Source organism: Saliniramus sp., from assembly GCF_035311605.1.
Classification (GTDB): Bacteria; Pseudomonadota; Alphaproteobacteria; order Rhizobiales; family Beijerinckiaceae; genus Saliniramus.
Window position 1 is genome coordinate 1 of the sequence record NZ_DATGCW010000361.1, and the last position, 25,049, is coordinate 25,049.

Genomic DNA, 25,049 nt, shown 5'->3' on the forward strand with positions numbered 1-25,049 from the left:
ACGGTGGCGGAGGTCGAGCAGGATCTGATTCTCGACACCCTCGATCACTGCGTGGGCAACCGCACCCATGCGGCGAAGATACTGGGCATCTCGATCCGGACCCTGCGCAACAAGCTCAACGAGTACAACTCTGCCGGCGTCTCGGTTCCCGATCCGGGTCAACGGCGCATGAGCGCCTGAACGGCGGAAGCGGATCGCGCAGAAAAAAGGCCCGGATCGCTCCGGGCCCTTTCGTTTCGGATTTTCCGATCGCTCAGAACCGGTAGTTCATGCCGGCGCGAACGATGTGACCGTTGTTCTCGAAGCGAGCCGAGTTGGCCGTGCCCGCCGGACCGGCCGCCGTTACGTTGGCGCGTACCGTGTTGCGACCCAGATCGTAGTAGAGATACTCAGCCTTGAAGGACAGGTTGTCCATCACGGCGATCTCGGCGCCCGCACCAATGGTCCAGCCGAGGCGGGTCTCATCCTTGGTGCCGGTGTGCGTGATGGTGCCGGCGGCATTGGTCAGGGTCAGGCGCTGATCCGGATTACCGAAGGCGAGACCACCGGTGCCGTAGACGAACACGTTATCCATCGCGACGCCGGCGCGGGCGCGCAACGTGCCGAGCCAGTCGAGGCGGCTTGTCGCCTGGACGCCGGTGACGTTGTTTCCGAGCCCGGTCACACCGGTAGAAGCCCTCGCACGGCGATTGCCGAGATAGCTCAGATCGGCCTCGACGCCGGCGACGAACATGTCGAATTGCTGGTTGTAGCCGACCTGGAAGCCGCCGATGAAGCCGTTCTTCTTCTCCGAGAAGGGGTTGTAGCTGCCAGCGCCGCCGGTGCCCGTAAAGCCACGGTTGCGCACATCCATCTCGTTCTGGTTCCAGCCAACATTCACACCGGCATAGAAGCCCGTCCAGGTGAAGACCGGCGGTGCGGTGTAGGTCTGCGGGGCCGGAGCCGGCTCGCGTGACGGAAGGTCAGCTGCGAAGGCGGGGACGGCGAGGAACGCCAGGGCGGTGGAGGCAAGGAGAGTACGCTTCATTGTGAGCATCCTTATGTTTCGAGTTCGCTGCAAGCTAACGCAACATGATGGGTCCGAGAAGTGGGAAAAGCGTAAATTTTGCGTATTTCAAAGCATTCGTTGCAAAGAAGCAACGTTCATAACTGATTAACCATAAGGAGGTTCAAAGCAGTGGCGGAATTGTGGCGCGATTGTGACTTGGCTGTTGGAAGTTGACGATTTCGTGAGCGGGCATTATCGCTCTCGTATATTTTCCGGAAGACGGTCCACGCAGCATGATTATTTCAGGGCCGGAACGCCGCTTGACTGGCAAAGCGCCGTCGCAGATAAGAAAAATCATGTCTGTCATTCATGTTTGCCCGCTCGCTGATCTTGATGATGTCATGGGCGCGCAGCGACCCTCGCATCTCGTCAGTCTGGTTTCTCCGTCAATGCCCCTGATTGACAGTGGTTCCATTGCCGGGGCGCAATATTTGCGGCTCGGCATCAATGACATCACGGCGCCACGGGAAGGCTATGTCCTCGCGCAGGAAGCGGATGTGGCGCGGCTCGTCGCATTCGTGGCCGGCTGGCCGCGCCTGCGCCCGCTGGTGATACATTGCTGGTTCGGAGTGAGCCGCTCCCCCGCCGCTGCCTTTATCGCTGCCTGTGCGCTCGCGCCCGAGGTGGAAGAGGCGATGATCGCGGCTTATCTGCGCAAGCAGGCACCGTTCGCGACGCCGAATGCGCGGCTGGTGGCGCTCGCCGATGATCTCCTCGCGCGAGACGGGCGCATGCGCGCAGCGATCGAAGCGATCGGGCGCGGGCGCGAAGTGTCGACCGGTGTGCCCTTCGCGCTGCGCCTGCCCGGCCCGCAGCGCGCCGCGTGACGGCGCACCAGCGCACGGCGAAATGGATCAGGGGCGGTGGCATTGTCGCAACCTTTCCGATAGAAGATAGCGAAACGCGTATCCGGAGGGGCTTTTGATGGCTTATTTCTTCCTGATGTTCATGGCAACGGCGCTTTTCCTGGCCGCGCCGGTCATCGCCATCATCGCGCTCGTGAAAGTGCGCGAGCTTGCGAGCCTCGTGGCGCAATTGCAGGCCCGGATCGATCGGTTTTCGGTCAGGATCAATGACCGTAAGGCGCTGTTGTATGACCCGGAGGATGCTGCCGCCGGGAAATCCGGTGCGGCATCCGCAGAAAACGATCGCGCGCGCAAAGGCCCCCCTGGTCCAAGGCCGTGAAGCATGACGGCGCTGACGTGTGCCCGCTAGCACGCTCCTCCCGAGGTTAGGCAATCATGCCGGTGTAACCGATCCGAGGGGTGCATTCCGGAGTTGAGGTATTGGCCGCTTTGACCGTCATTCTGATCATTTCCGCGCTGGTTTCGATCGCTGTTCCCATCATCGCGGTGGTGGGGCTCCTGACGGCGCGCCGCGCCATCCGCGACGTCGCTGGATTGCAGGGCCGAATCGAACGCATCGAATGGCTCCTGCGGACCCGATATCGGGATGTGCCGCCGGAAACGGGCGAGGCGTCAGGCGAGGCGACCCCCGAACGGGCGGCATCCGAGCGGGCGGCGCCGAAGCAGGCCGCGCCGGAAGAGACGGCTCCCGAACAGGAATCGCAGGAAGAAGGGACGCCGAAAGCGGCCACGCCGGAAGAACCCTTATCCGAGCAACCGGTTAGCGAAGAAACCGCCGAGGCCGAGCCATTTGATGACGTGACCGGGCAGGACAAGCAGGCAGCACCGCCACCGCCAGCACCGCCGGCTTCCCCCGCGTCGGCAGCGCCTGCTGCGGCAGAGCCTCCTTCTCGGCAGGAGGCGAGCCTCGAGGAGCGTCTCGGGACGCGCTGGGCCGTCTGGGTTGGTGCGCTCGCGCTCGGGCTTGGCGGCGCCTTCCTCGTCCGCTTCTCGATTGAGCAGGGTTTTCTCGGGCCGGCAGCACGGATCGGGCTTGCGACGGCCTTCACGCTGGCCCTGCTGATCGGCGGTGAAATCCTGCGTCGGCGCGATGACGCCCTCGCCCTGCCGGGGATCGGTCCCGGACACGTGCCGGCCGCTCTGACCGCCGCCGGCGCCGCCAGCGCCTTCGCAACCGTATATGCGGCCTTCGCACTCTACGGATTTCTCGGCCCGGGCTCCGCCTTCCTGCTGCTGGGTGCCGTCGGGCTCGCGACCATGCTGGCCGCAGCCGTGCACGGGCAATTGCTGGCCGCGATGGGGCTGATCGGCGCCTTCGCCGTTCCGATTCTGACCGGCGGGGAAAGCGGGCAGACCTGGCCGCTGGTGCCGTATTTCTTCGTCGTCACGGCTGCGGCGCAGGCGCTGGCATGGCTGCGCGGTTGGCGCCGTCTGGCGCTCGCGGCGACGGCGCTCGCCGTTTTCTGGACAGTGCCGATGCTCGACGGCCCGTCCGTGCCGGCCCGCCTGCATCTCCTGATCCAGACGGCACTTGCCGTCTTCGTCTTCGCCTACTTGCCGTATCGCGCGATGCCGCTCTCCGCACAGCAGGTCGATACGGGCGGGCGGGCTGTATTTCTGGGCATTCTGGCGGTTTTTGTCCTGGCCACGAGCTTTTTGCCGGGCGGGGCGCCGACCCTGTATTTTTCAGCGCTGATGATCGTCCTGATGCTGCTCGCGGGCGCTGTGCCGGCCTTGTCCAGCGTTTGCGTCATGGCCGTCGCCGCGCTGATCGTGACGCTGCTGGATTGGCCCCTGGCGGGCGAGGCGCTCGGCGAGCCGATACGGGTCCTGCCAGGACCGGTGGGGAATCTGCCCTGGCCGGAGGCCTTCCGGTCTTTCGTCGCCTTTGCGGCAACGGCGACGGCAGCTGCCGCCGCACTCGGCTACTGGCGTCTGCGCCGGACGGCCGGGATGCAGGGCGCGATCGTTGCCGATTACGCTCTGGTCTTCGCTGCCGCGCCGGTCGTGGTGCTGATCGCCGTCAACTGGCGGATGACCGGCGCCATCAATCTCATGGCGGGGGTCGCCGAACCTGCTTTCGCCGTTGCTGCAGCGCTTCTGGCAAGCGCCTACGCCGTGCTCGCGACGCGTCATCACGGGGGGGCGGCGCACGGCCGCGACGGCCATCCCGTGCATGACGGCGCAGCACCGAAGGGCACTCCGGGCATTGTGCTGATCTGCAGCCTGTCGGCCGTTGCGGCTCTGGGCAATCTCGCGCTGGCGCTCACCTTCTGGCTCGATCGTGGCATGCTCACCGTGGCTCTCGCGCTCACCGGCGCCGGAACAGCCTTCGTGGCGCATCGCACCGGGATCGGCATGCTGCGATACGCGGTGGGGGCGCTGGCGGTTCTGGTGGGTCTGCGCCTGCTCTGGGATCCCGGCATCGTCGATGGCGATCCGGGGCGTACCATCCTCTTCAACTGGCTGCTCTGGGGTTACGGCGTGCCGGCGGCCTCCTTCCTCGCCGCCGGGTATTGGCTCAGCCGTGACGGGCGCGATGCAATGTCCCGGCTGTCGGAGGCGCTCGGCATCGTCTTCGCCGTGCTGCTCGTCTTCTTCCAGCTGCGCCATGCCCTGTATGGCGGAATGCCGCCGGCGCGTTTCGATACTCTGCTCGACGCGGGTCTCGCGGTGCTTACCGTCCTGTGCGCCGCGCTGATCCTCCTGCGAGCCGATTCCGGGCGCCCCGATCCCGTCACCCGGATCGGCGCGCGGGTCTTCGGGCTGATCGCACTCGTCATCTCCGGCGCGGGGCTGGTTTTCACCGTCAATCCGCTGATCATCGACGCACCCGTGCCCGGCGGGCGCTTCCTCAACGCACTTCTGCCGGCCTATCTGCTTCCCGCTCTCGTGGCGGGGACCATCGCGGTGATGCTGCGGCGCGCCGCCCGGGCACAGGCAACGACCGATACAGGGCCAGAGCACGGCGCGCGCGGTCCCGGCGCAAGACGCCTGATGGAATTGCAGGCACGTGCGATGGCGGTTCTTGCCTTCCTGCTCCAGGCGATCTGGAGCATCGCGGCGATAAGGATGGCATTCCAGGGGCCCCGCATCGGCCACTTCCGCACGACCGGAGAGGCGGAATTATGGGCCTATTCGGCCATGTTGCTCGTTGTCGGAATCGGTGCGCTTGCCTTCGGCCTGTGGCGCAATCTGCCCTGGCTGCGACTCATTGCCGCCAGCTATCTCGCGCTTGCGGCTGCCAAAGTCTTCTTCGTCGATCTCTCGGGGCTCGGCGGGCCGATTCGTGCTGCATCCTTCATTGCACTCGGGTTGGTGCTCATGGGGGTCGGCCTGCTCTACCAGCGGCTGCTGCGCCGTGCGCGTCGCGAAGTACCGTCGCCAAAACGCAGTGATGACGACGCGGCCGGCGACGGCTGAGCGACAACGCGCATGCGCATCGGCCGATTGCGGGGTTCCCACCCGGCACGAAAATGATTACGTAGATTCCTGTAAGCGATTGCGCGTATGCGATCATGCCTGCGCGAGCAGATCACGGAGAGATTCATGAGCATCCAGGTTGGCGACAAGCTCCCCGCCGCGACATTCCGCACCATGACCGCCGAAGGCCCGGCGCCGAAGACGACCGAGGAGGTCTTCAAGGGCCGCAAGGTCGTGCTCTTTGCCGTCCCCGGCGCATTCACGCCGACCTGCCACAAGAACCACCTGCCGGGCTTCATCAGCCATCTCGATGCGATCCGCGACAAGGGTGTCGATGCCGTGGCGGTGACAGCCGTCAATGACGTGTTCGTCATGGATGCGTGGGCGAAATCGTCCGGCGGTGAAGGCAAGATCGAATTCCTCGCCGATGGCAGTGCCGAATTCGCCAAGGCGAGCGGTCTCGAACTCGATGCGACCGGCGGAGGGCTCGGCATTCGTTCGAAGCGCTACGCCATGATCGTCGAGGATGGCACCGTCACCTGGATGGCGGTCGAGCCGGCGCCGGGCCAGGCGGATGCTACCAGTGCCGACGTGGTTCTCGGCCAGCTCTGATCAGAAAAGCATGATTTTGCAATGCGTGCGTGCATCGATGCACGCACGCTTGTTTCTTCAGTCCGGAGAAGCAGGATTGTCCGGACAATTTCATGCGAATATGCCTTTGCGCGCCCTGCATGAATTCCGCTGGACGGGGGGGCGAGGCTGGTCTCAGATTTTGAAATATTAATATCTCTGGTTGTTGAAGGGTCCTGATGATGGAAGCCTCCGATCTGCTGGCGCGTCGCAGGCCGCTGGAGCGCAAGTACAGCGCGAATCCGGCTTCGGCACAGGTCGTTTTCCGCTCGCGCGGGCGCGTCGATCCCGAAGGCGTGGCCTGCCGGGTCGAAACCGGACAGGGCATCACCGTCACCGGCCTGCATCGCGCCACGGGCGGTACCGGGGCCGATCGGTCAGCGGAGGACATGCTTCTGGAGGCGCTGGTCGGCTGTGCCGGCGTGACTCTCAAGGCGATTGCGGCCAGGGAAGGGATTGTGCTCGACGATGCGCAGATCGAGGCGGAAGGGGATCTTGATTTTCGCGGCTCGCTCGGCATCGCCGATGATGCCCCGGTCGGCTTCTCGGCGATCCGGCTGGTCTTTCGGATCGCCAGCGACGCCGATGATGCGACTCTCGACGCCCTGATCGCCGCCACGCGTGCGCGCTGCGTCGTCTTCCAGACATTGACCTGCGTGCCGGAGATCGTCGTCGCGCGCGCCTGAGATTCGCCCGACGCCTTGCCTCACAAGCATTTCTACCGCCCCGGAATGGTGGCGGGACGCGTTCACTCTGTTGTGATTGCATTGGAGATGCAACCGGAAAGGCGGTTGTATGTTTTCCCGAAATGCTTGCTGGTATTTTTTGTCGCAGCGCACTACCATGCGGCATCAGCAACAATCGAGGAGATGGAGGGATGCTTCGCACCCGTGCCGATGAAATTTCGGAAATTGCCTTTGGTTTCATGGCGTCGAAGGCGCTGTTTTCCGCGCTGCATTTCGACCTGTTCACGCATCTGAACAATGGGCCCAAGACTGCCGCCGAACTCGGCAAGGCTGCCGGTTTGCATCCGGATCGTGCCGAAACCCTTTTGACCGCACTCGCCGGACTCGGTCTCGTCGCGGTGGATGACGGAAAGTTCTCCAATGCACCCGCTTCCGAGGCATTTCTGGTCAAGGGTGCGAAATACGATTTCGGCGATTACCTGTGCCGCCAGGTCGGTCAGCAGATGTACGGTCTGCTCGATCAGGTCGAGGACGCCCTGAGCGGCAAGCTCCCGGCAGAGGCGACGGGCTCCTATGCCGAATGGTTTTCCGATCCGGCGGAAGCGCGTCTCTATTCCGAGAGTCAGCATGCCGGGTCGCTCGGTCCCGCGCGCCAGCTCGTCAAGGCGCTCGATCTGTCGGGCGCAAAGCGCATGCTTGATGTGGGCGGCGGTACCGGCGCCTTTGCGATCACCTTCTGCAAGGCTTTTCCCGAACTCGCCGCGACTGTGGTCGACTTCCCCAACGTGGCTGCGATCGGACGCGAATTCGTCGAGAAGGCGGGCCTGAGTGATCGCATTCACTATATCGAGGCTGACGGTCTCAAGGCCGACTGGCCGCGCAATCAGGATGTGATCCTGATGTCGTATCTGCTCTCCGGCATACCCGGCGAGACTCATGAGGGGCTGATCAAGCGCGCCTATGACCATCTGGCGCCCGGCGGCACGCTGCTGATCCATGATTTCATCGTCTGCGCTGATCGCACCGGGCCCAAACTCGCCGCCCTGTGGCAGTTGCAGCACACGGCGTTCACGCCGCAGGCCCGCTCCGTCGACGATGCCTGGCTGGTCGAATCCATGGAGCGTCACGGCTTCAAGGATGCCTCGGTCGAGACCATGATCCCGGAAATGACCATGCTCGCCAAGGCGGTGAAGCCGGCCTGATGATGGTGCGGCGGTGCCGGTCACGACCAGGGGGCGTGATCGGCGCCGCAATCCGGCGTCTACACACAGAATCCGCTTTCGCACAAGCTTGTGCCGGCTTAATCTGATTCCATGAGCGAACTCGTCACCGCCATCCGCATTGCCGTTCCTGCCGATTATCGCGGCATCTCCCAGGCCTTCGACCAGGCCTGGCGCGAGGCCTATCGCGGCGTCATCCCCGGAATTCAGCTCGAACGCCTGGTGCAGCGGCGCGGGCCGCTCTGGTGGCGCCGGACACTGCAGCGCCCCCGTCCGATCGCAGTGCTGGAGATCCGCAAGCAGATTGCCGGTTATGCCTGTTACGGTCGCTGCCGCGACAGCAGCATTGCCGCCGCCGGTGAAATCGACGAATTCTATCTTCGCCCCGAATATCAGGGACTCGGTTTCGGGCGCCGCCTGTTCGGTTCGATCCGCGCCGATCTGCGCAACCGCCATGCGGGGCCAGTGCTCGTCTGGTCGCTTGCGGAAAACGAGCGCGCCTGCGGCTTCTACCAGGCGATGGGCGGACAGCGCATCGCCAGCCGCAGTGAAACCGTCGCCGGTACCCGCCTCACCAAGATCGCCTATCGCTTCGATTGAGCGGGACGCGGGGCGAGCCCGTTCTACAACAGCGCAGCGCCGTCCTCGTCATCATCGTCATCCGGCGGTGGAGGGGCGGTTTCGGCGAGGCCCGTTTCCGACGTTTCAAGATCGACATCCGCATCGGCGCCGGGTCGGGCGCGCACATCGACGATGCGGGCGCCGGGGAAATTGTCGAGCACCGAACGCACCAGCGGATGATCCGCCGCGCCGCGTTTGCGTTCGCGCTCCGCCGCCTCGGCCTGCTCGCGCAGGGTCGGCGCGCCCGGCTGTGAGGAAAGCGCCACGACCCAGCGCCGACCGGTCCAGTCGGCGAGCTTGCGCATCAGTTCCGGGGCGAGGTCGCGGCGGGCCCCCTCGGCGTAGGCGAATTCGATCTGCCCGTCCTCGAAATGCACCAGCCGCACATCGCGCTCCAGTGCGGCCTTGATGACGATGTCGCGTTTCTCTTCGGCGAGGGCGACGAGATCCTCGAACCGCGCGAGATGCAGCCCGGCGGCGGAGGCAGGGTCGGCACGCCCCGCTGCGGCACGGGCGGCGGCATCGCGCTGCGCTGGCGACGATGCCGGGACGGCGCTGAGCGCGGGGCGGGGTTGGGCTACGGCATCATCGGCCTGCGCTTGCAGGTGGACCTGCGACGGCCCGACGCCGGCATCGCCCGCGAGCATGCGGGCCGGGACGGGATCGTCCGCAGCGGAGGGCGCGAAAACGGGAGCGGGCGTGCCTGATGACGAGCCGCCATGCGCGCCGCCGCCATGCGCGCCGCCGCCATATGATCCGCTGTCTTGCGATCCGCGGCTTCCCGTTGGCGCGCCCGAAGGTCTGCCACCACCGCCTGCCGACGCGCCGGCGGCATCCTCGCGCAGCATGCGCAAAGCTTCGTCGGGCGTGGGGAGATCGGCGACATGGGCCAGGCGTACCAGCACCATCTCGGCGGCAGCGATCGGGCGGCTCGCCGATTCGACTTCGGCGACGCCCTTGAGCAGCATCTGCCAGTTGCGCGACAGCACCCGTACCGAGAGATCCTGTGCGAGTTCGGCCCCGCGCTTGCGCTCGGCCTCGGTCAGGGCCGGGTCGGATGCGGCATCCGGCACCAGCTTGAGCCGCGTCACCAGATGCGTGAAACCGGCGAGTTCGCGCAGGATCGCGGCGGGATCGGCGCCGGCGCCGTATTGATCGGCCAGGAGCGAAAAGCTCTGCACGATATCGCCGCGCATCACCGCCTCGAACAGATCGATCACCCTGGCGCGATCGGCCAGCCCGAGCATGTCGCGCACCGTGTCGGGCGTGATCGTGCCGGCGCCGTGGGAAATCGCCTGATCGAGCAGCGAGAGCGAATCACGGACCGAGCCCTCGGCGGCGCGGGCGATCGCGGTCAGCGCCTCGGGATCGGCGGTGACCCCTTCGAGGCCGCAGATCCGCGTGAGATGCGCCACCAGCCGGTCGGCGCCCACCCGGCGCAGATCGAAGCGCTGGCAGCGCGACAGGATGGTGACGGGAACCTTGTGGATATCCGTCGTGGCGAAGACGAATTTCGCATGCGGCGGAGGCTCTTCCAGCGTCTTCAGGAAGGCGTTGAACGCGCCCCCCGAGAGCATGTGCACCTCGTCGATGATATAGACCTTGTAGCGCGCCGAGACCGGCGAATAGCGCACGGCATCGTTGATCTGGCGGACATTCTCGACGCTGTTGTTGGAGGCCGCGTCGATTTCCATCACATCGATATGGCGGCCCTCGATGATCGCCTCGCAATGCTCGCCCGGCTCGGCCAGATCGATGGTGGGGCCGTCGTCATGGCCGGGGCGCTGATAATTCAGGCCGCGCGCGAGAATGCGCGCCGTGGTGGTCTTGCCGACACCGCGCACGCCGGTGAGCATCCAGGCCTGGGGGATGCGCCCGGTGCGAAACGCGTTCGAGAGCGTACGCACCATGGCCTCCTGGCCGATGAGATCGTCAAAATCGCGCGGGCGGTACTTGCGGGCAAGGACGCGGTAGCCGGCGGCATCGTCGCGGCGCGGCGGCGCGAGCCCGGCGAGCGCCGGCTCGGCTTCGCCGGAAGAATCTGTCACGCCGGGCTCGAATTCGTTCATGCGCCTATTGGACACGAGGCGAGGGCCGGGCTCAAGCCGAAACCGTTTCGGCCACCGAATCCGCCGGGGAAACAGGTGGGAGGTTGGACGAGAACCCGCTCGGTCTCGTTAGGGCTGCTTCCTTCCGGACCTGACCCGGTTGGCGAGTGAAACGTCCCTCGCCAACCTCCCGATCGCGATATGACAGTTATGAAGGCCCCTGACAAGGGTGTCACAATCGATCACGCGGATCGATGGGTGCTTGCAATCCGCTCCCGTCGGACACAGGTTCGACACTGACCAGGTTCGGTGGAACCGGATCGGCACGGCACGGCGGACAGGACGTCATGTGGAACGAAACAATCTTTCGCACGTTTGCGACACGGTTGCCGTTATTCTGCCGATCTGTGCAATGATGCAGGCCATGCGCTTACGCTGTCGGGGCGCCCATCGCGGCCTCGGGGCTGCGCCAACCCTTCACCGCTCAATGAGACAGAGGGATTCGATGATCCAGAGATCCAAAGCCGCACACCCCAAGGCGCCGTTGCAGCGACATGCGCGTGCGTTTCTCGCCGGTATGCTGGCGCTCGCACTCACGCCCGTCTTGCCCGTGCCCGGCTTCGCGCAGACGAGCGAAGTGACGCCACCGACGCAACAGGCGCAGGTGCTGTCTCCCGTGCCGCGCCCCGGCGCACCCGAATCCTTCGCCGATCTGGTCGAGCGCGTGATGCCGGCGGTGGTCAATATCTCGGCAGCGACGACGACGCGCAGCGAAGGTCGTACCTTCCCGCAATTGCCGCCTGGAACGCCTTTCGAGGATCTGTTCGAGGAATTCTTCAACCGGCGTGGTCAGGAAGCGCCACCCCCACGCCAGCGTCGTTCCAATTCACTGGGCTCCGGATTCGTCATCGATCCGGAAGGCATCGTCATCACCAACAACCACGTCATCGGCGAAGCCGACGAGATCGAGGTGATCTGGGCCGACGGCACCACGCGCCAGGCCGAGGTGATCGGTCGTGATCCGCAGGTCGATATCGCCGTGCTCCAGGTCGAGGTCGACGCGCCGCTGGTGGCGGTGCGCTTCGGTGATTCGGAGGACCTGCGCATCGGGGACTGGGTCGTGGCGATCGGCAACCCGTTCGGTCTCGGCGGTTCTGTCTCCGCCGGTATCGTCTCGGCGCGGGCGCGCAATATCGATACCGGCCCCTATGACAATTACATCCAGACCGATGCCGCCATCAATCGCGGCAATTCCGGCGGTCCGCTGTTCAACATGAACGGCGAAGTGGTGGGCATCAACACCGCGATCCTGTCGCCGACCGGCGGTTCCGTCGGGATCGGTTTCTCGATCCCGACCTCGCTGGCCGAGCCGATCATCACGCAGTTGCGCGAATTCGGCGAAACCCGGCGCGGCTGGCTGGGCGTGCGCATCCAGAATGTCGACGAGACAACGGCGGAAGCGCTCGGCCTCGAGCGCGCGCGCGGCGCCCTCGTCGCCGGGGTCGATCCGGAAGGGCCGGCCAATGACGCCGGTATCGAGACCGGTGACGTCATTGTGCGCTTCGATGGTGAGGATGTCGCATCCTCGCGCGAATTGCCGCGCATCGTCGCCTCCACGCCGATCGGCAAGGAGGTCGATGTCGAGGTGATTCGTCGTGGTGAGGAGGTCACCATCCAGGTCGAGATCGGGCGTCTGGCTGAAGGTGAGATGGCCACGCGCGGCGATCGCCCGCCCGCAGACGTGCCTGAAGCGCATGCCGATGCGCTGGGTATGGAAATGATGATGATGAGCGACGCCTTGCGTGAGCGCTTCTCCATCGCTGATGGAGTCGAGGGTGTCGTGGTCACGGAGATCGACCCGGATTCCGCCGCTGCCGACCGGCGCATTCAGCCGGGCGACGTCATTCTCGAAGTCGGCCAGGAGCCTGTCGAGACTCCCGCCGGGGTGCTCGACCGGCTCGCGGCGATCAGCGAAGACGGGCGGCGTTCGGCGCTGTTCCTGATCGCCAATGCGCAGGGCGAGGTGCGTTTCGTGGCGCTTTCGCTCGAAGAGTGATCTCGCAGCGGTGAATGCCGCAAAATTCCTGATGCGATCCCGCGCGGATCGCGTCAGGATCGGCCCATGAAACTGCGCATCGCGACGTTCAATGTTGAAAATCTCGTCTCGCGCAACGTCTACGGCCCGCGCCGGCGGCCCCAGACGGCCCCGGCGCTCGCGATGTTCGATTTCGCCGATCCGGCCATGCGCGCGCAGGCCCAGGCCTCGATGGCGATGACGCTGGAAGATGACGACCGCCAGGCCACGGCGCTCGCCATCGCCGAGACGGGAGCCGATATCATCGCACTTCAGGAAGTCGAGAATATCGGCGTGCTCGCGCCTTTCATGAAGCACTACGTGCATGCGGTCTCAGATCTCCGCTACGGCCATCTGCGGCTTCTGTCGGGAAACGACCCGCGCGGCATCGACTGCGCCTTCGCTGCCCGCAGGGGACTTGTTGCCGATGAGGCTGCGATCGTCGCGACATCATATGCGCAGGCGAGTTTCGCTTCGCTCGGTGTCTACGACCCGGCACTGGCGCGCTTCGGCATCGGACCGGATGACCGGGTGTTCAACCGGGATTGCCTGGAGATCGCCATCGATCTGGGCGATCGTGAGCTGACCCTGTTCATCTGCCATCTCAAATCCATGGGCTATGCCGCCGACGGGCGCGACCAGACCCGGATCCTGCGCCGGGCCGAGGCATGCGCCATCCGTGCCATCGTCGAGGCGCGTTTCGGTGACGGCTGGCGCGAAGCGAACTGGATCGTGCTGGGCGATCTCAACGATCACCGCTTTTCGATCGGCCCTGGTGGCGAGATCGTGCCGACCCTGCCTTCGGGAATCGATCCGCTGTTCGAGGATTTCGCCGTCGATGTCACCGCCAGCCTGCCGGAAATCGAACGCTGGACGCTGTATCACCGCGATCGCGAGGGGCCGGAGGGCGTGCCGGTCGAGCATCATGTCCAGCTCGATCACATTCTGGTCTCGCCGGCGCTCGCCGCCGCCAATCCCGATTCGCGCCCACAGATCGTGCGGCGCGGGCTTGGCTATGCGACGCCCCTCGACCCGACCCATCCCGACCGCTCGATCGCCTGGCTCTCGACCCGCGCCGACCGCTATCCGCGTATCGGCTGGCTGCGCCCGCAGGCGAGCGACCATTGTCCGGTCGCGGTCAGCCTGACGATTCCGAAAACACGCCGTAGCGATCGGGCCGAATCAGTCCCGGATCCCGGCTGAGGCCCAGACCGCTTGCGCCACATTCCCGCCCGTTCACTTTTCCCAAGGAGAGCCCTTCATGCCCCGTCCCTACAGCATCCTCGACGTCTTCACCGACACGCCTTTCGCCGGCAACCCGCTCGCCGTGGTGCACGAGGCCGATGATCTCGACGCGACCCGGATGCAGGCGATCGCGCGTGAATTCAACCTCTCGGAAACAGTCTTCGTGCTGCCCGCCGAATCGCCGCGCCACAAGGCGCGTCTGCGCATCTTCACGCCGGGCCGCGAACTGCCCTTCGCCGGCCACCCGACGGTGGGCACCGCTGTGCTGCTCGGGCTGATGGATGACGGTGGCGATCCTGCAGCCGAGGTGCCCGCCCATGCCTTCGGGCTGGAGGAGCGTGTCGGCATCGTCCCCTGCGTGATGGAAAAACGGGGCGAGAATCACGGCCATGCTCGGTTCAGGCTGCCCCGCCTGCCGGAATATCTGGGGGAGGGTCCGGCGCCGGACGCGGCGGCAGCGGCCCTGGGGCTCGATCCCGCCGATATCGGTTTCGACCGCCATCTGCCGAGCCGCCATTCCGCCGGCGTACCCTTCGATCTGGTGCCGCTCGCCTCGCGGGACGCGGTGGAACGGGCGCGTCCGGGGCCCGATTTCGACAAGGTGTTCGGGCGTGACGGCGATGCCGGGGAGGTCTACCTTTACAGCGCCGGCACGGTCGATCCGGCGCATTCCTTCTACAGCCGCATGTTCGCGCCGGGCATGGGGATCGCCGAAGACCCGGCCACCGGCTCCGCTGCAGCCGCCCTGGCCGGCGCATTGATGGAATACGAGCCGCTCGGCGACGGCACGCATCATGTCGTCATCGAGCAGGGCTATGCGATGGGCCGCCCCAGCCTGATCCGGCTGCAGCTCATTGTCGAGAACGGGGCGCTCGTCGGCGCGGAAATCGGTGGCGACGCGGTGCTCGTGGCACGCGGTGAACTCTTGCCGTGACGGAATCGCGCGGGGATTTCGGTTATTCGATCGCGCGCATCGCTGCCATCCATGCGCGCCTTGTTCCCGCGCGCTGGCCCTGGGCAAAGCGCAATGCCTCGATGATCGCGCGGGAATGGCACGCCGCGCGAGCGCGCAATCCGCATCTGTTTGACGGCGAAGTGCTGCTCGCCCATCGCGTATCCGCAACAGCGGGGTGCGACGGCATGCTCGCGATCGATTTCATGCCCGTGCGCTACAGCGCCTTTCGGGCCTTCAAGGCAGCCGGCTTTCCCGACGGGTTCGCCGTCAACGTCTTTCCCGCCATCGCGCCGCGTGACCGGGCCGGGCGGTACCTCGTCGGGCGGATGGGCGCCCATACGGATAATGCCGGCGCGCTCTATTTCGCCACCGGCACCCCCGATCCCGGGGATGTCGCCGATGACGGGCGCATCGATCTCACCGCCGCAGCCCTGCGCGAGCTCGCCGAGGAGACCGGGCTCGCGCCCGATCGCAGCGTGCTCGAGCCGTATTGGCACATGCTGCGCCGTGGCGGCCATCTGGCGCTGATTCGCGTCGGAAGGTTCGATTTGCTGCCGGCGGCGGATCTCGCACGGCACGGCGAAGCGGCGCGCCAGAGCATGGCGGAGCCGGAACTCGCAGGAATCGAAGTGATCGGCGAAGAGGATGATCTGATGAGCGCCGCCCTGCCGGATTTCATGCGCGCCTATCTCGCCCGCGCCTTCACCGGAACGCTGCCGTGACCTGACGCCCGGCCGGAAGGCGGGTGCCGGTCGGCTCTACCCGGTGGGATAGCCGTGGCGGATCCGCGTCGCACGCAGGGCGGAAAGCGCCTGATCCTGCGAACCGGCACGACAGGCGCTCGCCGCCACTTCGAGATCCGACATCGCTTCGTCATGGACCCGCTGCGCCACCATGCCGTTGGCGAGATCACGCGAGAGCAGGCCGGCAAAATCGTCTATGGCGCGTCCGCAGGTCGTATCAGGCGTTTGCGGCCCGGCGATTGCCGCAATCTCGGTCTCGCCACCCGTCGTTCCGGCATCGACGGGTTCCGGCTGGCCGGGCGTATTGCAACCGGCCAGCACAAGGCAAGCCAGCCCCAGAACACACATGAAGCCGCGCTTGCTGCGGCTTTCGGCGTGGTGAATCATCGTTTGCCCTCCTGATCGCAGATCACAGCCGAAACCATCGGGGCGTGACAGTCAAGCGTGTGGTCCGCGCCGGCTCACCCGATCACGAAGCTCTCATCGAAGGGCTTCTGTTCGGCGAAATGAAAGACGAGGTAATCGTCGATCAGTTCCCCTGAGGCGATATAGCGGCTGCCGGAGGTGCTGACGCTGATCTCTGCCGACACCATGCCTCCCGGAACGCCGCGCGCGAAATGGCGCCAGAGCGCATCATCGGAGAAAACCGGCCCGGCCCGCAGCATCAGGTCGTCCGCGGTGTGATCCTGAACCCCGGTAATCGGCATGGCCGCCGCATTCTGGTTGATGATCCAGGCATCGTCGATCTGGCGCTTGGCATTGTAGATCGGCCAGGTGACGATGATGCCGTAACGCGAATGCGTGAACAGCGTCCTGAACAGCGAGGCCTTGTCCTCGATCATGTGGCAGAAGACCAGCAGCAGGACGCGGTCGTCGCCTTCCTTCATGCGCAAGGGCAGGCATAACCGGCCCCAGAGCACGACATCCTGGGCGAAATCGGCAAAGGACTGGAAATAGATGAGATCGAACTGGCTCGTCGCCCGGTCATAGAGCTCGATCAGCTGGCTGCGCACCCGGGTGCGCAGATTGCGCAGCGACAGGCCCTGCATGGAGAAGCCGATGCGTTCGCACAGATAGCGTCCGTGATGCAGATAGGTGTAATCATCGTCGAGCTTCATGAACAGCATCGACGAATCCATCATCTGCTGATCGGCCGTGTTCCAGAAGTCGCTCAACAGCGGCTCGCGCTCGGCGCGGATCTGGAGCCATTTCGCGACGAGGGCCCGCACACCCGGATGGGTCGCGACATTGGCGACGGCAGGACCGAACCAGCTTCTGACCTCGGCACTCATGACGACCCCGTTCAGCAGCTCCGCGCACGCTTGCAAGACGTGGCAATTCACCGACGCCCGCCGGCGTGGCAATCGTTGTCGATCAGACAACTTTGGAGAGATTTCGCCGCTTGGCAACCCGCTATCGTCATTGGCGGCGGGCCCTGCATCAAAATTGCGTCTTGAGCCACGCTCACGAAAGGTTTACAGAGGATTGGTAATGATCCGGCATGATCCGGATGCGACGAGATACGGGAGACGAGCCTTGGCGATGGCCGGCTCACAGCGCGAGACGATTGAAGGCAGCGCCTGCGTTGCAGCGCCTGTCCGCGCCCCCGCCTGCGCGCCGCTCGCCGCCTGCGCGCTTCTTCTCGGCCTGCTTCTCCTTATCAGCCCCTGAGGGCCGGCAGGGCTTTGCGCCTTGGCCTTCAGGGGAGAGCGATTGCCACCTTGACGTGACGCATCCCGCGACAGGTGATGCTCCGCCACCGAAGAGTTTCGCCCGCACAATCAGAATAACGGGCAATACGACCAAGGAACGATGACATGGCCGACCAGAACACCGCCAAAGACCGCGTATTGATCTTCGACACCACCCTGCGCGACGGCGAGCAATGCCCCGGCGCGACGATGACGCTGGGCGAAAAGCTCGAAGTCGCCGAATTGCTCGACACGATGGGCGTCGACATCATCGAGGCCGGTTTCCCGATTGCCTCGATCGGTGATTTCGAGGCAGTCTCCAAAATCGCGTCGCTCGTGAAGAACGCCACCGTGGCCGGTCTCTCACGCGCCGCGCACAAGGATATCGACCGGGCGGCGGAAGCGGTGCGCCATGCTGCGCGCCCGCGCATCCATACCTTTCTCTCCACCTCGCCTGTGCATATGAAATTCAAGCTGCAGCTCGAGCCGGAAGCCGTGCTGGAGCACGTGATCTCGTCGGTCACCCGGGCGCGCAACCATGTCGACGACGTGGAATGGTCGGCAGAGGACGGCACGCGCACGGAATTCGACTTCCTCTGCCGCTGCGTCGAGGCCGCGATCAAGGCCGGCGCCACCACGATCAACATCCCTGATACGGTGGGCTATACGACGCCGGAAGAGTATCGCGATCTGTTCATCAAGGTGCGCGAGAACGTACCGAATTCCGACAAGGCGGTCTTTTCGGTGCATTGCCACAACGATCTCGGCATGGCGGTGGCGAATTCGCTGGCCGGTGTCGCCGGCGGCGCGCGCCAGATCGAATGCACCATCAACGGGATCGGGGAGCGCGCGGGCAATGCGGCGCTTGAAGAGATCGTGATGGCGATCAAGACTCGGAACGACGCCTTCCCCTACGAGACCGGTATCGTCACCGAGATGCTGACCAAGGCCTCGAAGGCGGTGGCGCACGCGACCTCCTTCCCGGTGCAGTACAACAAGGCCATTGTCGGGCGGAACGCGTTTGCGCATGAGAGCGGCATCCACCAGGACGGCATGCTCAAGCATACCCAGACCTACGAGATCATGACCCCGGAATCGGTGGGCGTCTCCAAGACTTCGCTGGTGCTCGGCAAGCATTCCGGGCGGGCCGCTTTGAAGAACAAGCTGGAGGAGATGGGCTACGAACTCTCCGACAACCAGTTCCAGGACGTGTTCGTGCGCTTCAAGGCCCTGACCGATCGCAAGAAGACCATCTATGACGAGGATCTCGAGGCGCTGGTCGACGAGAAGCTGGCCGAGGCGCATGAGCGTATCCGCGTCGTCTCGCTGACCGTGATCGCCGGCACGCGTGGCCCGCAGCGGGCGCTGCTCAAGCTCGATATCGGTGGTGATATCCGTGCCGACGAGGCGGATGGCAACGGACCGGTCGATGCCGTGTTCAACGCCATCAACACGCTTGTCCCGCACGAGGCGGTGCTCGAACTCTATCAGGTCCACGCCGTGACCGAGGGGACGGATGCGCAGGCGGAGGTGTCCGTGCGGCTGCATGCCAATGGCCGCTCGGTGACCGGGCGCGGCGCCGATCCGGATACGCTCGTGGCTTCGGCCAAGGCCTATCTGTCGGCGCTCAACAAGCTGATGGCGCGCGGCGAGGGGTTGCACGCCCAGCACGCGGCGGAATAGGAAAGCGCGCGCCGGGAGAAGCCTGAATCGGGTCGGGCGCGCGTCTCATACAGAACGAAACGGGCCGGATCGTTGTGATCCGGCCCGTCTCGTTTCAGAAGCGGTTGAGCGGCAGCTTGACGTAATGGCGCCCGTCATCCTCGGCCGGGGGCAGACGCCCGCCGCGCAGATTGATCTGCAGGGCCGCCAGAATGCGGTCGGGCAGGGCCAGCGTCTTGTCGCGCGTCTCACGACGGTCGATCCATGCCTCGCGGGTGACACCGTCCTTGACGTGGATGTTGTCGGCGCGATGCTCGGCGACGGTCGCCTCCCACATCGGCTCCTTGCGCTCTGCGGTGCCGTAATCATGGCCGACATAGAGCCGCGTCTCGCCAGGGAGGTCGAGGATGGCGCGGATCGAGTCCCAGAGTTCCGAGGCATTGCCGCCGGGAAAATCTGCGCGCGACGTGCCCGCATCGGGATACATCAGCGTGTCGTGCACGAAGGCGGCATCGCCCACCACATAGGTGATCGAGCCGAGCGTGTGGCCGGGCGAGAGCATGACGCGGGCCTCGATCTCGCCGATCTTGAAGGTCTCGCCCTCCTTGAACAGATGGTCGAAATCACGGGTCGGATCGAAAGCATCGGGCAGGTTGTAGATCTCCGCCCAGATCTTCGAAATGGCGTCCACCTTCTCGCCGATCGCCATCGGCGCGCCGGTCTTCTGCTTGAGCTGGGCGGCGGCCATCAGATGGTCGGCATGGGGGTGGGTGTCGAGCACCCATTCGACGGTGAGCCCGTTTTCGCGCACGATATCGAGCACCTGGTCCATCGAGCCGGTATCGAGGCGGTAATGCTTGGGATCGAAATTCCAGACCACGTCGATCACAGCCGCCTTGCGGGTGGCCGGGTCGGCGGCGATGTACTGGATGGAGCCGGTATCGGGCTCATAGATGCCCCAGACATCGGGGCTGCCGGGACCGCGCGAGGGGGAATGGCGGACGACGCGCTCCTTGAGAAGATTCTGCATCGGGTGAACTCCCTTTGTAATTTCTGATCGATGTGTCGTCATGCGGCCCTGCCAAGGGCCCGGAACCCCGCGAAAGCGCTGCCCGGGCGGCCCTTCGACCGCGTTGACATTCGATATATTAGGCAAAACTAATTTAGTCAACCCTGCAATAAAAGGGGCGCGCCCGAATACGAACGCGCCCGGGGACCATAGCGTGCAACGCTCACGCCGTCTTGTCGAACAATTCCCGCCCGATCAGCATGCGGCGGATCTCGCTGGTGCCGGCGCCGATTTCGTAGAGCTTGGCATCGCGCAGGAGGCGGCCTGTGGGGTATTCGTTGATATAGCCGTTGCCGCCGAGCAGCTGGATCGCGTCGAGCGCCATCTGCGTGGCCTTTTCCGCCGCATAGAGAATCGCGCCGGCGGCGTCTTCGCGGGTGGTCTGGCCGCGATCGCAGGCCTTGGCGACGGCATAGACATAGGCCTTGCAGGCATTCATCCCGACATACATGTCCGCCACCTTGCCCTGGACCAGCTGGAAGGTGCCGATCGGCTGACCGAACTGCTTGCGCTCGTGCACATAGGGCATGACGATATCCATGCAGGCCTGCATGATGCCCAGCGGCCCGGCGGCGAGCACGGCGCGCTCGTAATCGAGGCCCGACATCAGCACATTGACGCCCTTGCCGACCTGGCCGAGCACGTTTTCCTCCGGCACCTCGCAATCCTCGAAGACGAGCTCGCAGGTATCGGAGCCGCGCATGCCGAGCTTGTCAAGCTTCTGATGCGTCGAGAAACCCTTCATGCCCTTCTCGATCAGGAAGGCGGTGATGCCGCGCGGGCCGGCATCCGGGTCGGTCTTGGCATAGACGACCAGCGTCTCGGCGATGGGGCCGTTGGTGATCCACATCTTGTTGCCGGTGAGCACGTAGCGGTCGCCTTTCTTTTCGGCCTTGGTACGCATCGAGACCACATCCGAGCCCGAGCCCGGCTCCGACATGGCGAGCGCGCCGACATGCTCGCCGCTCATCAGCTTGGGCAGGTATTTCGCCTTCTGCGCCGCCGTACCGTGACGACCGATCTGGTTGATGCACAGGTTTGAATGCGCGCCATACGAGAGCCCGACACTGGCGGATGCCCGCGAGATCTCCTCCATCGCCACGACATGGTCGAGATAGCCGAGCCCCGTGCCGCCGTCCTCTTCGGCGATGGTGATGCCGTGCAGGCCGAGCTCGCCCATCTGCGGCCAGAGATCGCGGGGAAACTGGTTGTCGCGGTCGATTGCCTCCGCACGCGGGGCGATCTTTTCCTGCGAGAAGGACGCGACCGTCTCGCGGATGGCATCGGCGGTATCGCCGAGATCGAAATTGAAGGCGGGCGCAGCATTGGGAATCATGGGACGGGTCTCCTCCACATATGGCTTTTGCCGCTTTATAGCAGCCCCCCGCGCCCTGTCATATGCGGCTTTGGTGCGTTCAGGGCGCGCGGACGCCGGAAAGGCCGGCGGCGCGGGCCTTCCTGATCAGACGCTCGTCGAATGTGGCGAACGCGATCTCCTCGCCGCCAGCCAGACAATGCAGCGCATCAGCGAAATCCATGCCGGCATCGGCAAGATCGAGTGCCGCTGCAAGTCGTTCCGGGGATTCCACGGTGACCTGACGGAGCCCGGCAAAAACCCGTAGCCCTTTGTAGATGCGCGGGTACGAATGGCCAAAGACACTACGCAACACCCACACAGTCTCGAGGCATACTGTCATGCTAAGGAAGATCGTGTTGTGCTCGATCAGTTGCCGTGCCCGCGCTGCCTGATCCGGATCATCGAGGACGAAGAAACGAACCAACACATTGGTATCGATTGAAATCATTTCGTATCCAAGAATTGCCTTTTGGCCTCGCGCAGGACGGCTTTATCCATTTCTTCGATGCTGCGCGCGGGACCATCGACTGCAAGGTAGCCGAACGCTTCATCAATAGTACTGGCTGGGAAGGCCGGGGCCCGTTTGAGCAATACGCCATCAGCGGTTTCCTCGACGAGCAACCGCGTCCCGCTCGGCCATTGCTTGTGGTTCCGCACGGCCTTGGGCAAAACCACTTGGCCCTTGGCCGAGAGCGTGGTGCGCATCGTCAGTGCCCGTCCTTCAGCATCCGAATGCTGCCTCTTGCCGCCCAATGTCTTACCTTGTGCCGTCACGGCTGCAATTCCCTCAGTCTAAAAGTAAGACCAAGGTAAGAAAATAGTGCGTCCTGGATACTAATGCAACCCCTTCACTCCACGCCCCGAATCACCGCCTGCGGCACGTCATAGGCCTCGAAATTCGCCCAGTGCTTCTCGACATCATCGCGGAAAAGCCCGCCGGTGATGCCGTTGACGAGTTTGGGGATGGCGCTGGTCATGGCGTTGATCGAGGAGCCGGAGGCGCCGAAGCTCATGGTGGAGGCGATCGAGAACAGATGGATATGGCGGATCCATTGGGTCTCGCCGGGCTCGCGCTCCATGAAGCTGTAATCGCGCGCGAGATAGGGAAAGCGCCCGAGTCGTTCGTCGCGCTCGGCATCCGGCGGGGTATAGGCCTCGCCCCAGCTGAGGATGTTGTGGGCAAAGCGCGCGAGTTCCGGGCGGGCGGCGTAGTCGTTCTCGATGCCGGTGCCGCAGATCAGGAAATCGGCGGTGAAAGGGCCCTGCGCCGTGGTGAGTGCGACGCGCCCGTCGGCATCAATCCGGGCATCCTGCCAGGCGGCGGCGCCATGCAGGTGGAAATTGTCGTGGCGGGCGCAGCGATCCCAGGTCGCCTGCGGAAAGCCCTCGCGCAGGGAGAGGACCCGGCGCATGAAGCGCCAGCGCCAGGCATCGTCGAGATCGGAGAGATTGCGCATGAAGCCGGCGAAAGTGATCCAGCGATAGGGCTGCACCACCTGCGGTCGGGCACGTCGGCAGAACAGATGCACGGATTTCGCCCCCGCTTCGAGCGCCGTCGCCGCATTGTCGAGGCTCGATGCGCCGGCGCCAAGCACGGCCACCACCTTGCCTGCAAGCTTGTCGAAATCGATGGCGTCGGCGGTATGGGCGCGAAACCGGGCGGTCAGGTTCTCGACGAATTCCGGCATCCACCATCGCCCGGTGCTCTCCTGGCCCGTGGCGAGGACGAGCTTGCGGGTATGGACGATTTCCTCGCCGGAAGCGCTCTTCAGCGTCAGCCGGAGCAGATCGCCGGCGGGGGCGATGTCGGTGAGTGCGGTCTCGTTATCGACGGGGATGCCGGTTCGGTCGCGCACCCAGAGGAGATACTCTGCCCAGTATTCGCGCGGGATCAGATCGAGCGCTTCCCAATCGGCCTCGCCGAAACGGGCCTCGTGCCAGCTCTGATAGGTCAGGCTCGGCACGTCGAGATCGGGGCCAGTGAAATCCTTCGGGCTGCGCAGGGTATGCATGCGGGCATAGGTCAGCCATGGCCCTTCCAGCCCGCGAGGCGCCTTGTCGATGACGCGGATATTCTCGACCCGCGCGCGCATCAGCCCGAAAGCCGTGGCGATGCCGCTCTGGCCGGCGCCGACGATCACGACGTCATGGGCCGGGCGGCCATCCGGCCCGCTGACCGGATCGAGCCAGGGCATGCGCGGATGCGCGATCTTGGCGAGATCCGCGCGCACCTGCGTCTCCAGCTGCGCGAGAGCGGTCTCTTCCATCCTCATTCCCGTTCCTCCGAGGCCGCACCCGCAGCAATAGCGGCGCGCCATGCGAGCAGATCCGCCACCGACGCCGCATCGTCGAAGGCGGGAGCAAAGCCGGTATCGGCCACCAGCCGGGCGATGTCCATCGGCGCACGATCACGCGGCATGTGCAGATCGATCGTGGCGGTTTCATCCGCTTGCGCAAGGCGGCAATGCGTCTCGGGCAGGCCGAGCGCCTTCGCCGCCATCCGGCCCCAGTCGAGCAAGCCCGTGGGGGCGCCGGGGGCGATGTTGTAGAGGTCATGCATGAGGGCATCCGCGTCGAGCAGCGCGATCACGGCGCGGGCGGCGTCGCGGGCATACAGCCAGTCGCGCTGACCCTCGCGCGGCAGGAGCGGGCTCTCGCCCGCTTCAAGCGCCTTGAGGATCTGCCATTGCGGGCTCAGCGTGTCGCGAAGGCCCGTATCATATTCCCACGGTCCGAACACGCCCGACAGCCGCACGGAGCGGATATCCGCGCCCCACAATTCCGCGAGCCTTGCGCAGAAACGCTCGCCGGCGAATTTCGTGATCGGATAGAGCGCGCGCGGATCTTCCGGTGTCTCATCCTCGATCAGACGCGGATGCCGCGCCCCCGCCGCGCCCCAGGCAGCGGCGGAAGACAGGTTGATCACGCGGCGCACGCTCGCTTCGCGCGCGGCTTCAAGGCTGGCGACGAGCCCGCCGAGATTGACCGCGAGGATCATCGAGGCGTCGCGCGCCTCGCGCTGCGGCCCCGCAGTGATCGCCGCACCGTAGATCACGCCGTCACGATGGCGCGCGACACAGGTGCTCAGTTGCCCATGATCAAGGGTATCGCCGGTTTCGATTGTGAGCCTTCCCGGCAAACGGGCGAAGGCGTCGCGGGCAGATCGCGGGGGCGGGGCGCGGTCGAGAATGGTCACGGCGCGGCCTGCAGCGAGCAATTGCTCCGCAAGGTTAAGCCCGATGAAACCCGCGCCGCCGATGATCAGGATAGCCAAGTGAAGCCTCTCCAAGCTTGCATTGTTACGTTTGCCCTTCATGCAGTGCACGCCGCAACCTCTCTCCCCGGCGGAGAGGGATTGAGGGTGGGGAGAAACGCCGGCACTGGTGGTTTTGCACCCGGGTTCATCCCCACCCTCAGAGCGCATTCCGACCTGTCGGATTCAGGCCGGGCGCCCTCAGTTACTGTTTGGCGCATCATTTTTCCGTCAGCCGGTATCCACCTGACGGAATGCGCTTGTCTTATGACTTTCTCTGCCGAATGGGCGAGAACGGATTGCCGGGACGGGTGGCCACCCGCTCCCGGCGGCGAGGGTCGGACCGTGAACGCGCTGACCGTTTGACGGGTCGAGTTAGAGTCGGATCGCCCTCTAGCCCCCCAGCGTATCGACGAAGCGCACCGGCGCGCCGGCGCCCGGCGCGGTGAGTTCGCCCT

23 protein-coding genes and 1 other RNA gene are annotated in these 25,049 nt (G+C 65.0%); 13 read left to right on the forward strand and 11 right to left on the reverse strand.

Features of this window, described 5'->3' with window-relative positions:
* The coding region (locus tag VKP01_RS15995; RefSeq protein ID WP_324414056.1) for a helix-turn-helix domain-containing protein at positions 1 to 180 on the forward strand (180 nt) is incomplete at its 5' end.
* A gap of 73 nt (positions 181 to 253) precedes the next feature.
* On the opposite strand, the gene VKP01_RS16000 is transcribed toward VKP01_RS15995, so the two are convergent.
* Positions 254 to 1,027, reverse strand: coding sequence for an outer membrane protein (locus VKP01_RS16000; RefSeq protein WP_324414057.1), 774 nt, complete (start codon positions 1,025 to 1,027; stop codon positions 254 to 256).
* Positions 1,028 to 1,437: 410 nt separating this feature from the next.
* On the opposite strand from VKP01_RS16000, the gene VKP01_RS16005 reads away from it, so the two are divergent.
* The 7 genes from VKP01_RS16005 (at position 1,438) to VKP01_RS16035 (ending at position 8,473) form a co-directional block, all read left to right on the forward strand.
* Positions 1,438 to 1,875: a protein tyrosine phosphatase gene (locus VKP01_RS16005; RefSeq protein ID WP_324414059.1), complete on the forward strand. Its 438-nt coding sequence runs from the start codon at positions 1,438 to 1,440 to the stop codon at positions 1,873 to 1,875.
* 97 nt (positions 1,876 to 1,972) lie between these two features.
* Positions 1,973 to 2,233: a hypothetical protein gene (locus tag VKP01_RS16010; protein WP_324414061.1), complete on the forward strand. Its 261-nt coding sequence runs from the start codon at positions 1,973 to 1,975 to the stop codon at positions 2,231 to 2,233.
* Between the two features lie 101 nt (positions 2,234 to 2,334).
* Entirely contained in the window at positions 2,335 to 5,337 is a 3,003-nt protein-coding gene (locus VKP01_RS16015) for a DUF2339 domain-containing protein (protein ID WP_324414063.1), read from the forward strand.
* Between the two features lie 126 nt (positions 5,338 to 5,463).
* Entirely contained in the window at positions 5,464 to 5,949 is a 486-nt protein-coding gene (locus VKP01_RS16020; protein ID WP_324414065.1) for a peroxiredoxin, read from the forward strand.
* Between the two features lie 197 nt (positions 5,950 to 6,146).
* A complete protein-coding gene (locus VKP01_RS16025; RefSeq protein ID WP_324414067.1) occupies positions 6,147 to 6,653 on the forward strand; it encodes an OsmC family protein in 507 nt (168 codons plus the stop codon).
* A gap of 191 nt (positions 6,654 to 6,844) precedes the next feature.
* The gene (locus VKP01_RS16030) at positions 6,845 to 7,855 is read left to right on the forward strand and encodes a methyltransferase (protein WP_324414070.1); all 1,011 of its coding nucleotides are present in this window, start codon (positions 6,845 to 6,847) and stop codon (positions 7,853 to 7,855) included.
* A gap of 111 nt (positions 7,856 to 7,966) precedes the next feature.
* Entirely contained in the window at positions 7,967 to 8,473 is a 507-nt protein-coding gene (locus VKP01_RS16035; RefSeq protein WP_324414072.1) for a GNAT family N-acetyltransferase, read from the forward strand.
* A gap of 23 nt (positions 8,474 to 8,496) precedes the next feature.
* Here the strand turns inward: VKP01_RS16035 and VKP01_RS16040 are convergent, their stop codons facing one another.
* Both VKP01_RS16040 and ffs read right to left on the reverse strand, forming a co-directional pair.
* A complete protein-coding gene (locus VKP01_RS16040; protein WP_414706597.1) occupies positions 8,497 to 10,563 on the reverse strand; it encodes a DNA polymerase III subunit gamma/tau in 2,067 nt (688 codons plus the stop codon).
* A gap of 74 nt (positions 10,564 to 10,637) precedes the next feature.
* Positions 10,638 to 10,734: signal recognition particle sRNA small type (gene ffs, locus VKP01_RS16045), an RNA gene on the reverse strand.
* Between the two features lie 313 nt (positions 10,735 to 11,047).
* Here ffs and VKP01_RS16050 point away from each other — a divergent pair.
* The 4 genes from VKP01_RS16050 (at position 11,048) to VKP01_RS16065 (ending at position 15,538) form a co-directional block, all read left to right on the forward strand.
* The gene (locus tag VKP01_RS16050; protein ID WP_324414076.1) at positions 11,048 to 12,598 is read left to right on the forward strand and encodes a DegQ family serine endoprotease; all 1,551 of its coding nucleotides are present in this window, start codon (positions 11,048 to 11,050) and stop codon (positions 12,596 to 12,598) included.
* 66 nt (positions 12,599 to 12,664) lie between these two features.
* The gene (locus VKP01_RS16055; protein ID WP_324414078.1) at positions 12,665 to 13,819 is read left to right on the forward strand and encodes an endonuclease/exonuclease/phosphatase family protein; all 1,155 of its coding nucleotides are present in this window, start codon (positions 12,665 to 12,667) and stop codon (positions 13,817 to 13,819) included.
* A gap of 58 nt (positions 13,820 to 13,877) precedes the next feature.
* Positions 13,878 to 14,795, forward strand: a complete 918-nt coding sequence (locus VKP01_RS16060) for a PhzF family phenazine biosynthesis protein (RefSeq protein WP_324414080.1) — start codon at positions 13,878 to 13,880, stop codon at positions 14,793 to 14,795.
* Positions 14,792 to 15,538, forward strand: coding sequence for an NUDIX hydrolase (locus tag VKP01_RS16065; protein WP_324414082.1), 747 nt, complete (start codon positions 14,792 to 14,794; stop codon positions 15,536 to 15,538). The genes VKP01_RS16060 and VKP01_RS16065 overlap by 4 nt, the downstream gene beginning before the upstream one ends.
* A gap of 36 nt (positions 15,539 to 15,574) precedes the next feature.
* Here VKP01_RS16065 and VKP01_RS16070 read toward each other — a convergent pair whose 3' ends face one another.
* Positions 15,575 to 15,946: a hypothetical protein gene (locus tag VKP01_RS16070; RefSeq protein WP_324414084.1), complete on the reverse strand. Its 372-nt coding sequence runs from the start codon at positions 15,944 to 15,946 to the stop codon at positions 15,575 to 15,577.
* Positions 15,947 to 16,020: 74 nt separating this feature from the next.
* Positions 16,021 to 16,851 carry a hypothetical protein gene (locus tag VKP01_RS16075; protein WP_324414086.1) on the reverse strand — a complete coding sequence of 277 codons (831 nt, stop codon included), beginning with the start codon at positions 16,849 to 16,851 and terminating at the stop codon, positions 16,021 to 16,023.
* Between the two features lie 525 nt (positions 16,852 to 17,376).
* On the opposite strand from VKP01_RS16075, the gene VKP01_RS16080 reads away from it, so the two are divergent.
* Positions 17,377 to 18,933 carry a 2-isopropylmalate synthase gene (locus VKP01_RS16080; protein WP_324414088.1) on the forward strand — a complete coding sequence of 519 codons (1,557 nt, stop codon included), beginning with the start codon at positions 17,377 to 17,379 and terminating at the stop codon, positions 18,931 to 18,933.
* 94 nt (positions 18,934 to 19,027) lie between these two features.
* Here the strand turns inward: VKP01_RS16080 and VKP01_RS16085 are convergent, their stop codons facing one another.
* The 6 genes from VKP01_RS16085 to VKP01_RS16110 all read right to left on the reverse strand — a co-directional run bounded on the left by VKP01_RS16085 (position 19,028) and on the right by VKP01_RS16110 (position 24,612).
* Positions 19,028 to 19,942 carry an MBL fold metallo-hydrolase gene (locus VKP01_RS16085; RefSeq protein WP_324414090.1) on the reverse strand — a complete coding sequence of 305 codons (915 nt, stop codon included), beginning with the start codon at positions 19,940 to 19,942 and terminating at the stop codon, positions 19,028 to 19,030.
* A 202-nt stretch (positions 19,943 to 20,144) separates the two neighbouring features.
* Complete coding sequence (locus VKP01_RS16090) at positions 20,145 to 21,317, reverse strand: isovaleryl-CoA dehydrogenase (RefSeq protein ID WP_324414092.1); 1,173 nt, start codon at positions 21,315 to 21,317, stop codon at positions 20,145 to 20,147.
* Positions 21,318 to 21,396: 79 nt separating this feature from the next.
* Entirely contained in the window at positions 21,397 to 21,786 is a 390-nt protein-coding gene (locus VKP01_RS16095) for a type II toxin-antitoxin system VapC family toxin (RefSeq protein ID WP_324414094.1), read from the reverse strand.
* Positions 21,783 to 22,112 carry an AbrB/MazE/SpoVT family DNA-binding domain-containing protein gene (locus VKP01_RS16100; RefSeq protein WP_324414096.1) on the reverse strand — a complete coding sequence of 110 codons (330 nt, stop codon included), beginning with the start codon at positions 22,110 to 22,112 and terminating at the stop codon, positions 21,783 to 21,785. The genes VKP01_RS16095 and VKP01_RS16100 overlap by 4 nt, the downstream gene beginning before the upstream one ends.
* 74 nt (positions 22,113 to 22,186) lie before the next feature.
* Entirely contained in the window at positions 22,187 to 23,605 is a 1,419-nt protein-coding gene (locus VKP01_RS16105; RefSeq protein WP_324414098.1) for an NAD(P)/FAD-dependent oxidoreductase, read from the reverse strand.
* Between the two features lie 2 nt (positions 23,606 to 23,607).
* Complete coding sequence (locus VKP01_RS16110) at positions 23,608 to 24,612, reverse strand: NAD(P)-dependent oxidoreductase (RefSeq protein ID WP_324414100.1); 1,005 nt, start codon at positions 24,610 to 24,612, stop codon at positions 23,608 to 23,610.
* Positions 24,613 to 25,049 lie beyond the last annotated feature (437 nt).

Excerpts from the sequence above, each read along its gene's own strand:
- VKP01_RS16000 (WP_324414057.1), bottom strand. The coding sequence starts at position 1,027 with ATGAAGCGTACTCTCCTTGCCTCCACCGCCCTGGCGTTCCTCGCCGTC.
- VKP01_RS16005 (WP_324414059.1), top strand. The coding sequence starts at position 1,438 with ATGCCCCTGATTGACAGTGGTTCCATTGCCGGGGCGCAATATTTGCGG.
- VKP01_RS16010 (WP_324414061.1), top strand. The coding sequence starts at position 1,973 with ATGGCTTATTTCTTCCTGATGTTCATGGCAACGGCGCTTTTCCTGGCC.
- VKP01_RS16020 (WP_324414065.1), top strand. The coding sequence starts at position 5,464 with ATGAGCATCCAGGTTGGCGACAAGCTCCCCGCCGCGACATTCCGCACC.
- VKP01_RS16025 (WP_324414067.1), top strand. The coding sequence starts at position 6,147 with ATGATGGAAGCCTCCGATCTGCTGGCGCGTCGCAGGCCGCTGGAGCGC.
- VKP01_RS16030 (WP_324414070.1), top strand. The coding sequence starts at position 6,845 with ATGCTTCGCACCCGTGCCGATGAAATTTCGGAAATTGCCTTTGGTTTC.
- VKP01_RS16035 (WP_324414072.1), top strand. The coding sequence starts at position 7,967 with ATGAGCGAACTCGTCACCGCCATCCGCATTGCCGTTCCTGCCGATTAT.
- VKP01_RS16040 (WP_414706597.1), bottom strand. The coding sequence starts at position 10,563 with ATGAACGAATTCGAGCCCGGCGTGACAGATTCTTCCGGCGAAGCCGAG.
- VKP01_RS16050 (WP_324414076.1), top strand. The coding sequence starts at position 11,048 with ATGATCCAGAGATCCAAAGCCGCACACCCCAAGGCGCCGTTGCAGCGA.
- VKP01_RS16055 (WP_324414078.1), top strand. The coding sequence starts at position 12,665 with ATGAAACTGCGCATCGCGACGTTCAATGTTGAAAATCTCGTCTCGCGC.
- VKP01_RS16060 (WP_324414080.1), top strand. The coding sequence starts at position 13,878 with ATGCCCCGTCCCTACAGCATCCTCGACGTCTTCACCGACACGCCTTTC.
- VKP01_RS16070 (WP_324414084.1), bottom strand. The coding sequence starts at position 15,946 with ATGATTCACCACGCCGAAAGCCGCAGCAAGCGCGGCTTCATGTGTGTT.
- VKP01_RS16075 (WP_324414086.1), bottom strand. The coding sequence starts at position 16,851 with ATGAGTGCCGAGGTCAGAAGCTGGTTCGGTCCTGCCGTCGCCAATGTC.
- VKP01_RS16080 (WP_324414088.1), top strand. The coding sequence starts at position 17,377 with ATGGCCGACCAGAACACCGCCAAAGACCGCGTATTGATCTTCGACACC.
- VKP01_RS16085 (WP_324414090.1), bottom strand. The coding sequence starts at position 19,942 with ATGCAGAATCTTCTCAAGGAGCGCGTCGTCCGCCATTCCCCCTCGCGC.
- VKP01_RS16090 (WP_324414092.1), bottom strand. The coding sequence starts at position 21,317 with ATGATTCCCAATGCTGCGCCCGCCTTCAATTTCGATCTCGGCGATACC.
- VKP01_RS16095 (WP_324414094.1), bottom strand. The coding sequence starts at position 21,786 with ATGATTTCAATCGATACCAATGTGTTGGTTCGTTTCTTCGTCCTCGAT.
- VKP01_RS16105 (WP_324414098.1), bottom strand. The coding sequence starts at position 23,605 with ATGGAAGAGACCGCTCTCGCGCAGCTGGAGACGCAGGTGCGCGCGGAT.